The 12,214-nt window shown below is 63.1% G+C and carries 8 protein-coding genes; all 8 read right to left on the bottom strand.

The window, feature by feature from the left end:
* Positions 1 to 1,102: type VI secretion system membrane subunit TssM (gene tssM, locus A9D60_RS17620; RefSeq protein WP_141117957.1), on the bottom strand; the 1,102-nt coding region annotated here is incomplete at its 3' end.
* The gene (icmH, locus tag A9D60_RS17615; RefSeq protein WP_065268794.1) at positions 1,099 to 2,526 is read right to left on the bottom strand and encodes a type IVB secretion system protein IcmH/DotU; all 1,428 of its coding nucleotides are present in this window, start codon (positions 2,524 to 2,526) and stop codon (positions 1,099 to 1,101) included. The genes icmH and tssM, both read right to left, overlap by 4 nt.
* A gap of 14 nt (positions 2,527 to 2,540) precedes the next feature.
* Entirely contained in the window at positions 2,541 to 3,881 is a 1,341-nt protein-coding gene (gene tssK, locus A9D60_RS17610; RefSeq protein ID WP_065268793.1) for a type VI secretion system baseplate subunit TssK, read from the bottom strand.
* A 47-nt stretch (positions 3,882 to 3,928) separates the two neighbouring features.
* Positions 3,929 to 5,398, bottom strand: a complete 1,470-nt coding sequence (gene tagH / locus A9D60_RS17605) for a type VI secretion system-associated FHA domain protein TagH (protein WP_065268792.1) — start codon at positions 5,396 to 5,398, stop codon at positions 3,929 to 3,931.
* Between the two features lie 8 nt (positions 5,399 to 5,406).
* On the bottom strand, positions 5,407 to 5,709 hold the full coding sequence (locus A9D60_RS17600) for a PAAR domain-containing protein (protein WP_065268791.1): 303 nt from the start codon (positions 5,707 to 5,709) through the stop codon (positions 5,407 to 5,409).
* 17 nt (positions 5,710 to 5,726) lie between these two features.
* Positions 5,727 to 6,335 carry a DUF6931 family protein gene (locus A9D60_RS17595; RefSeq protein WP_065268790.1) on the bottom strand — a complete coding sequence of 203 codons (609 nt, stop codon included), beginning with the start codon at positions 6,333 to 6,335 and terminating at the stop codon, positions 5,727 to 5,729.
* A gap of 10 nt (positions 6,336 to 6,345) precedes the next feature.
* On the bottom strand, positions 6,346 to 8,457 hold the full coding sequence (locus tag A9D60_RS17590; RefSeq protein ID WP_065268789.1) for a type VI secretion system Vgr family protein: 2,112 nt from the start codon (positions 8,455 to 8,457) through the stop codon (positions 6,346 to 6,348).
* 64 nt (positions 8,458 to 8,521) lie between these two features.
* The gene (locus tag A9D60_RS27375; RefSeq protein WP_368072351.1) at positions 8,522 to 12,187 is read right to left on the bottom strand and encodes a type VI secretion system contractile sheath domain-containing protein; all 3,666 of its coding nucleotides are present in this window, start codon (positions 12,185 to 12,187) and stop codon (positions 8,522 to 8,524) included.
* Between the last annotated feature and the right edge of the window lie 27 nt (positions 12,188 to 12,214).

Below are 12,214 nucleotides of genomic sequence, written 5' to 3'. Positions count from 1 at the left end.
GCTCATAACGGTTATCCTGGAACACCTCCATCAGGAACTCGCGCGCCACCGCGCGCATGGAGGCGACCTGCGCCGGGAAACCGGCGATCAGCGCCCGGCGCTGATGGTCGGTCTCGGTCTGCATCTTCTCCAGAAGCTGCGCGTTGATCTGCCCCAGCAGCAGGCCGAATTCCTCGTCGAATCCGGCAATCGGCGGCTGCTCCTTCTTGCCCTTGGGCAGCGGCAGGGTGAAACCCCAGACCTGCTCGCGGTCCTCCTTGCCCAAACTGTCGTGAAACTCCTGGAAACCGGCAATCAGGTCCGCCTTGGTGAACAGCACATAGACCGGAAAGCGCACGCCCAGCTTCTCGCGCAGCTCTGCCAGCCGGCGGCGCACGGCGGCGGCGTGGCTTTTCTGGGTGATCTCATCCTGCAAGGACAGGTCCGACAGCGAGATCGCAATGATCGCACCGTTGATCGGCTGCCGCTTGCGGTACTTCTTGAGCAAGCCCAGGAAACCCAGCCAGGCGGCATTGTCCGCCTCCGCATCGCTTTCCTGCGTGGTGTAGCGCCCGGCGGTGTCGATCAGCACCGCGTCATTGGTGAACCACCAGTCACAGTTACGGGTGCCGCCGACGCCGCCGATGGCGGCCTTGCCCATCTTTTCGGCGAGCGGAAACTGCAGGCCGGAGTTCACAATCGCGGTGGTTTTACCGGCGCCCGGCGGGCCGATCATGATGTACCACGGCAGATCGTTCAGGTGGCGCCGCCCGCCCTTGGATTTGCGCAGCTCCTTCATCGCGTCCTTGAACTTGCCGCGCAGCTCGCCGATTTCCTCGGACAGAACATCGTCTTCTGAGGTATCGACGGCCTCCGCCATCTCTTCGGTCATCTCCTTGTCCTTGCGGCGGCGCCGCCAGAAGATGATGCCGATGATAAGGAAATACAGCAGAAAGATCACACCGATGGTGATCAGCCGCGCCATCACGCCATCAAACGGCCGCCAGCTGTCTGTGCCGATGAACGGCGCAAAATACCACACGCAGGCAGACAGAACCGCGGCCAGGATCAGCAGGATGGTGTAAATCGACCGGAACAAGGGGAAGATATAACGGCGGATCATCCTTGAACCTCCTGAACCAGCAGAATCTCGATCCTGCGGTTCTTGGCCCGCCCGGCGCGGGTGCTGTTGTCTGCAATCGGTTCCTTGTCGGCGCGGCCCTCGGCTGACAGCCGGTCAGGGTCGGTCATGACTTTGGCCATGCCTGCCATTACCGATTTTGCCCGCGCCAGCGACAGCGCCATGTTGGATGGGAACCGGGAGGAACGGATCGGCACATTGTCGGAATGCCCTGCCACGATGATCTTGCCCTTTTCGTCATTCAGCGCCTCGGCCACCCGGTTCACCGGATTGACGAACGCCTTGCTCAGCTGATCCGAGCCGGAGCCGAACATGCCGGAACCGGTCAGCCGGATGATGAGCGTATTTCCCTTCTGGAAGACCTGCACGATGCCTTCCTTGATCTCCGGCTCCAGGAACCCGGACACCTTGGCGACCTGTTCCTCGGTCGTCGGCGCCAATGGCGGCGGCGGCGGCGGCGGTGCGCGCCGCTCCAGCTCCGCCTTGGGGCCGGAATCCACAATTGTCAGCTGCCCGACCACATTTTCGGTCTGGTTCGACAGCATCCAGCTGAGGCCCAGAAACTGCAGCGCCAGAATGGCGCAGGTCGCGGCCATGGTGATCCACACCAGCCGCCAGACCGACAGCGCCTTGAACGGCTTGACGATGCCTTCCCAATGCGGCGACAGATCACGTTCGACGGGGCCGCGCTGGTTGCGGATGATCCGCGCCAGCGCGCCGCGGATCTGCAGATGCTTCTCGGAACCGCCCTGCTCCACCCGCAGGCGGCCCTCGAATCCCAGCGACAAGCACATGTACAGGAACTCGAGCATGTCGATGTTGTTGCCCGGCTCCTTCTCCAGCCGTGCCAGCAGGTCATAAAACCGGTCGCCGCCCACCACCTCACGGTGGAAGGTGGCGACCATCGACTGCAGCCCCCAGGCGGACTGCCCGCCCCAGGGCGTGTTCAGCACCACATCATCCAGCGTCGCGCACAGCGCGTAACGCGCAACCTTCACGGTCTGTGCGGCAATGCCCGCCTGCAGGGCCCGGTTTTCAAACGCGCGCACCTCGGCCACCACATTCTTGCGCAGCCCGTCCGGGTCCATGTGCTGGGCCCGGTTGCGGATGCGGGAGATCAGCGCAAACAGGGTCGAAGCGCAGGCCGTCAGCTGGTTCATCCCCGTCAGCGCCATCTTCGGCGCCTTGGCCCCGCCTGCCGCGGCCTGCGGTTTCGGTGCCGCCGCCTGCGGCACGCCATAGGAATCCAAGTCCGGATCCGCGGGTTGTTCCGGCACCGGCTGGGTCTGCTGCGGAACCTCCGGCTGCTGCATCGGCGTGGCCGTGCGCCGCCCGCCCGGGTTCGGCTTGATCACCGTCTTGTCGGTATCCCCCGGTTCAGCAAAGGGATCGTCATAATCAGCCATTTCAGCGCCTTCCCTTATGCATTACGGATCGCCCAAAGCTCCATCTTGAGCCCCGGATATTGCCCCGACACATGCACCGCGATACCGCCCGAGGTGGTCATCTTGCGCCAATAGGGGCTGTCCGCGTCCATCTCGAAATAGACCACGCCGGAATGATAGGGGATCTGCCGCGGCGCCACCGGCAAGGGACGCAAGGTGATCCCCGGCAGGGCTGAGTTCACCAGTTGGCGGATTTCCTCGACGGGACCGATCTTGGCCTGGCCCGAGAAGTGCTTGCGCACGTCCTCGGCCGGGATGTCGGCGCTGACCGCCAGCACAAAGCCTGCGTTGCCCAGCAGCTTGCGGTCGGCAATGACGCCCACCGAAATGCCGTATTTACGCGCTTCCAGCTTGATCGGGATCGCGGTCTGCTCCAGCACCGAGCTCAGATACTGGCGCAGCACCCGGATCACCGGTGCGAAGCACTCGACCAGATTGTCATGGGTATAGGGCGGAAACTCCGGCGCCTGCTTTTCCGTCGACATGAACACCGACAGCTCCCCCGCCATGCCTGCGCAGGTGGTGAAAAGCCGTTCCGGGTGCAGGTTCTCGATATTGCGCAGGTGGCGCACCTGCGGCAGCATCCGGTTCACCACTGCCAGCAGCATGAAGTCCGACACATCTGCCACACCACGGGCGCCGCCCGCTTCGGACAGGCGGCCCGCCAGCGCCTCCATCCGGTGCGCCAGAAGCCCTTCAAGCTCCCGCAGGAACCCGCTGAGTGCAGGCGCGGCCCGCACGTCGAGGCAGGACGGGATAAAGGCCTGATCCAGCACGATCTCCTTGTCCGGGCGCACCTCGATGATGCGTGCCACGGGGACTGCCAGCAGGTCGGCCAGATCATCCACCTCCAGTGCGAACTGCAGGCGCATCTTGCCCACGTCCAGTTCCACCGGCTTGCGCTCGGTCGAGGTCACGTCGGTCACTTCCACCTTGTCCGGGCGCAGTCGGCTGGCAGAGCGTTCGGCGCCGCTCAGATCCACTTCGGTCGCCCCCTGCCGGCGCTGCGGCACGGTCAGGTAGACGATGCAGTCCTTGACGGTGGTCGGCACTTCCATCGCCGGCGGATGCGGGTCGGCCATCGGCACCCGGAACACGGTGCCGTCATGGGTGAGCCCCTCGCAGGATTTCACCGCAAACTGGCCGATCTTCAGCGCCTCGTGATCGATTTCCAGCCCGTTCACGCCCCAGGCATAGGGGCTCAGCCGCCGCGCCAATCCGCTGACCAGCGCCTCATTGTAGCGGTCGGACTGCTGGAAATGGTGCGGCTGCAGAAACAGCCCCTCCGTCCAAAGTACCTTGCTGTCCCAGGACACCGGGATCTCCTCTTACTTGCGGGCACACGCGCAGAGCACGGTGCCGGTCATTCCTTCAGCCTGTCCAGCTGGTCCTTGTAGGCCCGCGCAAATTCGCGGCTGAACAAGTCGTGAAAATCATTCTCAGCCTGGTCGGAAATCTCCGCATAAAGCTGCTCGTATACGTCCCAATAGCGCGCCTTCTTGCCGCGCAAGAGGCCCGTGAAACCGCCCTTGTCCTCGATCTGCGCCTCCAGCGCCTTGGGGTCGAGCCGCTTCAGCACGCCTTTCAGCGCCGCTTCCATTCCGGTGACCATCGCCACCTCATGCGCCTTGATGTCCCGCAGCGCTTCCTCGGCGGCGGTTTCAGGCGACAGGTAGCCGCGGGTCGCCGGGCGCACCATTGCCTCCACCGCCTGTTCCGGCGTGATCGAGAATTTCAGCGGGTTGTTCCCGCCGGCGGAAATCATCGTCTGCTCGATGCGGAACTCGGACTTGATTGAGGTCCGCGTCATCAGGATTTCACGCAGGCCCGTGACCAGCGTTTTCATCACCCGGCCCATCCGCGCCATGGTGCTGGCGTGGTCTGCGGGATCAAGACTGACTTCTGCACCAACGCCCTTGAGAAAGGCCTCAACCGCCTCCTGCGACGCTTCCGAAGGCGCAGCAGCGGCAGGTGCGACGGTCTTTTCTCCGCTGTCCTGCTGCGGCGGGATTTCCTGCGGCGGCGCCGGCGGGGCCTCTTGCGGCGGTGCCGAAGGCGGCACCTCCGTTGGCGGCTGCGGCACCTCACGCGGCGGCGTAACGGGCTGCGGGTCCGGCTGCGGCGCGGGCACCTCCGGCTCGCCGATGCCTGACAGGAAATCATCATCCCAATCATCGGGGATCAGGCTGGACTGCGACGCAGGCGCAGCAAACCCGTCCGAGGCGGTCGGGTTGTGATTGGGCAGGCTGGCCCCCTCCCCTTCGCGCCCGTCGCTGGCCTTCTGGAAGAACGGATCCTCTTCTTCCCCCAACGGCGGCAGCAACTCGTCGATCGGGTCCACCGGATTGAACTGCGCAGGCCCTTTCGGCCCCTCGCCCAGCAGATCGTCCAGGAAATCCCCGCCCGGTCCGGCGTCCTCCAACAGCTGCAGCGGGTCAGGCGCATTGGCCGCATTCCCGTGAGAGGCAGGCCCCTGCGCCGCCGGAGCCGCGATCATGTCGCCCACATCGGCCAGGTCATCGCGGATTTCCACCACCAGCTCATAATTGCCGACACACAGCACATCACCGTTATTCAGCGGCGTTGGCGTGCGGCCCAGCGGGATCTTGGAATAATTCAGAAAGGTGCCATTGGAGCTGAGGTCCACCACCACCACATTGCCGTTGTGATCCTCTATCACACAGTGGTTGCGCGACAGCATCTGATCCGGATCCGGCAGCACCAGATCGCAGCTCGCGCCGCGCCCCACGGTGAGGCTGGGCCCCCGCATCGGAACAGGGGCCGCATCGCCGGGCATCGCGCCCGAGCTCTGGAATTTCAGTGTCACTCCCATGCCTGGGCTTATCCTCCCACCAGAACGGTGACTTCACCCTTGGCAACCATGCCGCCGCAGGCGGTGCTGTCCAGGATACGCGCGGCCGGCATGTTGTTGATCAGCACCGTTGCCGACCCCTTGATGATCGGGTGCGGCGACGGCGCCGCCGTGCACATGTCACCCAAGCGCGCGGCCGGCAGCTTGGCAACCAGCACAGTCACCGCGCAGGGCGGCAGAATCGGCGTCGGCACCGGCAGCACCGGCGGCGGCGGGGTGGAGGGCAGCATGCAGGCATGCAGATCCGTCACCCGGGCCTGTGGCATTCCCATCTGTTACATCCTCCCTTTCAGTCCTGCGCGGCTTGCAGCGGGACCTCGATCACCTGCCCCTTGCCGCCGCGCGCAATATCCAGCGCCCGCTCAATCAGAACGGCGCCGTGTTCTTCAAACTTATCAGACAATTGACCCAAGGCCACCATATTCATGGCAAAGGCAGCCGCCTCAGAGGCCCCTGCCGGGGCAGGATATTGATTCAATTCTCCGGGTCCCAGCGTTCCGGCCGCATAAAGCACCGCCAGCGCGCAATTCACCGTGTCATCATCCACATAGGCATGATCCAGGGTGATCCGCGCCTTATCGCGGTTCTCCTCGCTGGGCTCGAACACCCAAGCCTCCGAAGCGGTCAGCGAGGCTGGGTCCTTGTCCGAGCGCGGACCGATATAGTCGCGCGCCGCCAGGCAGGCCCACCACACCCGCTCACGCGGGGGCAGCAGCACCGCCAGGGTTCGCAACAGATCAACCAGAGCGCCCTTGCGCTCCAGCTCTTCCAGCACAATCCCCGCCTGCGCCGTGGGCGGCGCCTCCAACGGGGTTTTCAGGATGACATTTGCCCGCGACAGCAGCTTCGCCACCGGGTCAGCAGGCATTTTCACCAGCTTTTCAAATCTTGCCGACATCTGCACCCGCCTAGTTGATCATCGTGAGGCCGCCCTTCAGGGTCAGCATGGCCTCGCCTTTGACGGTTGTCATCGGCGCCTTCGCCTCAACCATCCCGGTGCCTTCGATCTTGATCATCGGTCCCTTGATCGTCACGCCCGAGTTGTCGATCTTGACCGAGGACGCGCCCACGGTCAGTTTGATCTCCTGGCCCGCGCTCATCGCGATCTTGCCCGCCGTCACATCCACGGTCAGGTTGCCCAGCGACACGGTTTCCGAATGGTTCCCCTTGGCAATGGTTTCGGTCAGGTTGCCGGTATCCACGTCCAGGGTCATGTTGCCCTTTTCGATGGTCTCGGACTTATCACCCATCTTGACGGTCTCGGTGCGGTCGCCCTTGTTCACCGTCTCGGTGACATGCTGCTCAACCGTCATGACATAGCTTTTCTCATCCGCCGAGGTTACCTCCGGCGATGGCGCATCCAGGCCAACCGTCACCGTCGAGCGGTCCTTGACCAGCATCTGGTGATCCTTCTCGGCCTGCACCCGCATCAGTTCGCTGTCTTTCTTGTCGTCGAACATCAGCTCGTTATAACCGCCGCCGCCTTTGGATGAATTGGTCTTGATCCCCAGCTGGGTCTGATCGTCGGGGTAGGTATAAGGCGGCATGGTTTCAGCATTGTAAAGCATGCCGGTGCAAATCGGCCGGTCCGGGTTGCCGTCCTCGAACTGGATCACAACCTCCTGCCCCATCCGCGGAATTGCCACCATGCCCCAGTTTTTCCCGGACCAGGGCGTCATCACCCGCACAAAGCAGGACGAAGTCTCGTTCTTCTTGCCCTCGCGGTCCCAGTGGAACTGGATCTTGATGCGGCCATGCTCATCGGTCCAGATCTCCTCGCCGCTCTTGCCGACCACGGTGGCGGTCTGCAGCCCCTGCACTTCCGGCCACGGGGTCACCAGCGGAGCCCGGAACTGATCTGATTTCAGGATCGCCGAGAAGGTCGACGCATAAACGTCGTGCTCCATCTCTTCCGGCACATCCATGTTCTTCGGTTTCAGATCCCGCCGCATGGCCCCTTTGGCTGCTGTCTGTTTGGTCTTCTGGCTTTCGCGCTCACCGTAATCCCAAGCCACCTTGATGTGATGCTCGGCATTGGTGACCAGGTACTCCTTGTTGTTCTCGGCAACCGGGTGCTTCTTCATTTTGAAGGTGTTGCCGGTGACCAGCGTCGCAACACTTGAGGCCCCGCGCCAAGTGATGTGCTTGATCGCTTCTGCTTCCATCTGCACACGGGCAAGCTTGGTCCCCAGGCCTGAGTTTTTCCGGTAGTGGCCCTGGTAATCGTAGACTTCGTAATCCTTGTAGGAATGCTTGCCCTTCTGAATGGACGACGTCGCCTTCAGGTCCGCCGACGGCGTCAGGAAATCAAAGTCATTCAGCGTGACCTTGCCGCGTGTGATGCGCTCATCCTTGGTCCACTCCGAGATATGCTCCTCGCGCCGCCGGTCGCTGTCGTCGCGTGCGTGGAATTCGATATCTGAACCGCCATTGATCAGGGGGTGGGCGCCGACACCATCGCACAGCACCAGCTTTTCGACAGCGGTATCGCCAGCTACGCTGTCGAAGTAGAAGTAGATCCCTTCTTCCTCCATCAGCCGACACAGGAACGCATAATCGCTCTCGCGGTACTGCAGGCAATATTCCCGCTTTTCATAGGACTCGCTCAGCTTGTCAGAGAAATCGCTGAAACCGTATTCCCCGAACAGCTGCTTGATGATTTCCACTGTGGTCTTGTCCTGGAACACCCGCAAATCGGCGGTCCGTGTCAGCATCCAGAACCACGGGCGCACCTCAGCCACATACATTTCATAGCCGTTGCGGAAGCCCAGATACTCGACCGAAACACACATGCCGTTGAACTGATGCTCCGTCTGCTGGCGCATCACATGCACGTTCATCTGCTTGCCGACCAGGTCTTCCAGCTTGGGCTGGGCCTTGGTGGCGGCAAATTCGATCGTGGTCTCGGTGAGCTTGCTCAACCCCTCGCGCACAATGGCCCGGCTCATCATCAGGCCGTCGGTGGAATATGTCCCCGACATCCAGGCGAGGTCGTTCTCATGGCCCTTGCTTACAACCATGTCTCCTCCTTTCCGCGACGGGAACGGGGCCGGTAATCGCCGGCAGTGTTCTCAAACATTCGCATCACAAATCATCCAAAAGCGCGGCGAGGTCCGCATCCATTTCATCATCATCCCCACCGTCGTCATCATCGTCATCCCCAAACGACGACAACAAGTCATCCAGATCCCCGAGGCCATCGTCATCCCCGTCATCGCCTCCGAAATCAAGATCATCCAGGCCGAGATCGTCCTCATCGTCTCCGCCCAAATCCAAATCAAGATCCAGGTCTTCGTCTTCATCACCGCCCCCGGCAGGCGGTTTGGGCTTCGGCAGCCCGCGCGGGTCCGGCGGCGAGGGCTCAGGCGCCGGCAATCCGGTCCAGGGCCCCAGGATCTCAGCACCCTTCAGGGAGTTGAAAGAGGTCAGCCGCACCTCGTCCCGCCCCTTGACCGCACTCACCGCCATGAACCCGCGTTCCTGTGCCAGCGCGATCTTGTCCAGATCAATATTGCGCTCGGTGCAAGGCAGCGCCACCTGGTCGCCGAATTTATCGTTCACATAATGATAGGGCATCCCGCCCAGAGACATAATTTTACCCAGCTGCAGCGACGGCCCGTGCGCCTTGAAGGACCGGCCCAGAAGGATCGCCACCAGCACCACCGGATTGGCCCAAAGCATACCCTTCAGGCCTTCCGTTTCGGTAAACTCCTCGAAATCAAACTCATAGCAGGGATCGGTTTTCTCACCATAGGGCCGGCGCAGCAGGAACCGCGGGCTGGCCAGCCCCAAATGCCCGGCTTCCGCCATGCCTTGCAGGGTGTCCCAGGCATCAGCCACCAGCTTGGGGCGCTCCGCCTTTGGTGTTTTCAGGAACGCCGGCGAGACCGACGCAAAGAACGGTGCATCCACATGCGCCGCCACCCGCGCTATCCGGCCCAGCAGCTCCGCATGCGGCGGGGTTTCCTCGAACTGATACATCCCGATCAGGGCTGAATAGCCGCCGCGCCCGTTCTCCTCGTCCAGCGGCTCCTCTGTCAGCAGCCGCACCAGTCCGGTCTTGGACAGGTCGTCCTCGGCGGCCAGGTCCGCTGCCAGTTCCTCAGCCGAGATGTCATAGAGCATCACATCCAGCGTATCGTCCGTCTCGATCGAGCGCGCCATCAGATCCAGAGACCGCCACTGCGCTTCCACCGATTGGAATTCCGGGTGATGCAGCACCAGCCGCATCGCATCGGACAGCGCCTCATCCACCGCCTTCTGCATCTCTGCCACCTGCGGGTCCGGCAGCGCCCGGATATGCGGCCCCACGACGCGCGCCAGCAGCTCCTCCACCGGCGAGGCCTCGCGCAGCGTGTTGCCGGTGTCCCCGATCAGCTGCTGAAACGCGCTCAGGCGCTTGTCCGCCGGCACCGAATTCCCGGCTGAGGTCCGCTTCGGCGCCCGTGCCTTAGTGCCGAATTTCTCGGCCCAAGCCTTCAGCGTGTTTGCCGCATGATCCGCCGTTGCGCCGCTCTGCAGCTGCTTGCGCAGGCCAACCAGCTCGGAGAACAGCTCCACGTTTTCATACAGCTCATCCGGGTGCAGCCCGTCCAGATCCTCCAGCTTGACCGCAATGCCCGCGCCGTCCTTGCCGATCGGCAGCACCAGCTCAGTTGCAAAGCTCTCGATCACATCCTCAACCGTATCGGGGTCCAAGAGGATCGCCTTGCGCACCGCCAGCGCATCGCCGGTCTCGATCTGCCCCTTGGCTGCACGGCCCGAAAAATCGCCCAGAATGGCCATCCGGAACCGCTTGCGCTCGAGCTTCTGCGCAGCCGGCCGTTCCGCGCTCATGGTGCCATAGGCAAACTCCGGCTCTTCTGAGGCCTCTGCCGCCGCCGCAGCCGGTTCATCTCCGCCCTCGTCCAAATCCCCCAAGAGCGCATCCAGATCATCATCGCCGGCCTCGGCAGTGTCCTCGTCGTCACCGCCTAAGTCGCCAAGCAGATCATCCAGGTCCATATCCCCGTCGTCACCGCCCATCAGGCTGTCGAGATCCGCGTCCGCGTCTCCCAGCCCGCCCAGCAGCGCGTCGAGGTCATCTTCGGCGCTATCCGCGTCACCTGCCTCTTCGGCTTCCGCCTCTTGGCCAAGCCCCGCCAGCAAACCGTCCAGATCGCCGTCTTCTTCCTCATCGCTGCCAAGATCGCCCAGCAGGTCATCCAGGCTGGCGTCCTCACCGGCGTCGTCTTCATCCAGCCCGCCCAGAAGCGCGTCCAGATCATCCTCGCCAGTATCAGCGGTCCCGCCACTGCCATCGTCACCCAAACCGCCAAGCAGATCATCAAGATCACCGCCGCCGGTCTCCTCGCCAGAGGCCTCGTCCAATCCGCCCAGCAGGGCGTCAAGATCGTCACCGCCGTCTTCTTCGGTGGCCTCATCATCTGCCAGCAGCGTATCCAGATCAGCGCTATCGCCATCTTCGCCGGTGTCCAATCCCCCCAAGAGATCCTCCAGGCTGCCATCGTCCGACTCGTCATCCGCAACCGTATCGTCCGCAGCAGCACTCAGCAGCGCATCCGCCTCGTCCGCAGAGTCCTCTTCTGCATCCAGACCGCCCAGCAGGCTGTCCAGACCTTCATCTTCATCCAAGCCGCCCAGAAGCGCGTCCAGATCCTCGTCACCGCTGGCTGCATCCTCTGCACTGCCAGCCTCGGCCAGGCCTGCCAGCACATCAGCGGTGTCATCCCCGGCTTCTTCCTCCGGCGCATCGCTGCCAAGATCCGCTAGAAGGTCATCCAGCCCGCTGTCTTCGCCTTCCTCTTCAGGCGCCTCCAGCGTATCAAGCGCGGCACTCAGATCGTCTTCGCCAGCCTCGTCGTGCGGCACATCAAGACCGCCCAGGATGTCATCCAGATCCGTCTCATCCTCTGGGTCATCTTCCGGCATGTCATCTGCCAAACCGGCCAGCACATCGCCGGCCGCATCCGCATCCTCGGTCTCTTCCGGTGCCTCCAGACTGTCCAGAACTGCGCTCAGATCTTCTTCGGGCTCGTCTTCCGGCGCGGCGTCCAGCAAGCCCTCAAGAACGTCCTCAGCGCCACCGTCTTCGGTGTTCTCCATCTCAACAGCAGCCAGGCTCTCCAGCGCATCCTCTGTTTCGCTGCCGGCGTCTTCCTCTTCGGGTGCATCGTCCAGCAAGCCGCCCAGCACATCCTCCGGGTCGTCGCCGTCATCGGCCTCCGGCACCGCGGCCTCCGCCAGGCTTTCCAGGGCCGCCGCGGCCTCTTCGCCGCCATCCTCTTCATCCTGTTCCAGATCCGCCAGGCCGCTCAGAACGCCGGATACATCCTCTTCCTCAGCGTCGGAAACCTCCACCGCAGCCAGGCTTTCCAACGCGGCACCAGACAAGTCTTCTTCTTCCCCGGCTTCCGGCTCCAGCCCGGCCAATCCCTCCAGAATGTCAGAGTTGTCTTCCGCATCCGGCTCTTCGACTTCAGCGGCGGCCAGGCTTTCGAGCGCGGCACCCGCTGCATCCTCCGCCTCATCCTCCGCTTCGATCGAGGCCAGCTCATCCAGAACCGAAGAATGGTCTTCTTCCTCTGCCGCCTCCGGCAGTTCCGCATCTGCAAGGCTTTCCAAGGCGGCAACGGCAGTGTCCTCTTCTGCCGTTTCGTCAATTTCCAAAGCGGCCAGGCTTTCCAGCGCGTCATCCGCCGCGGTGTCTTCAACTTCATCCTCTGCCGCATCAGCCAGCGCATCCAGCACGCCGGAATGGTCCTCTTCCACGGCCTC

Origin of the sequence: Leisingera sp. JC1 (genome assembly GCF_001679925.1) — a bacterium.
In the GTDB taxonomy this organism is placed as follows: Bacteria; Pseudomonadota; Alphaproteobacteria; order Rhodobacterales; family Rhodobacteraceae; genus Leisingera.
This window is presented reverse-complemented; position numbering and strand designations above follow the sequence as displayed.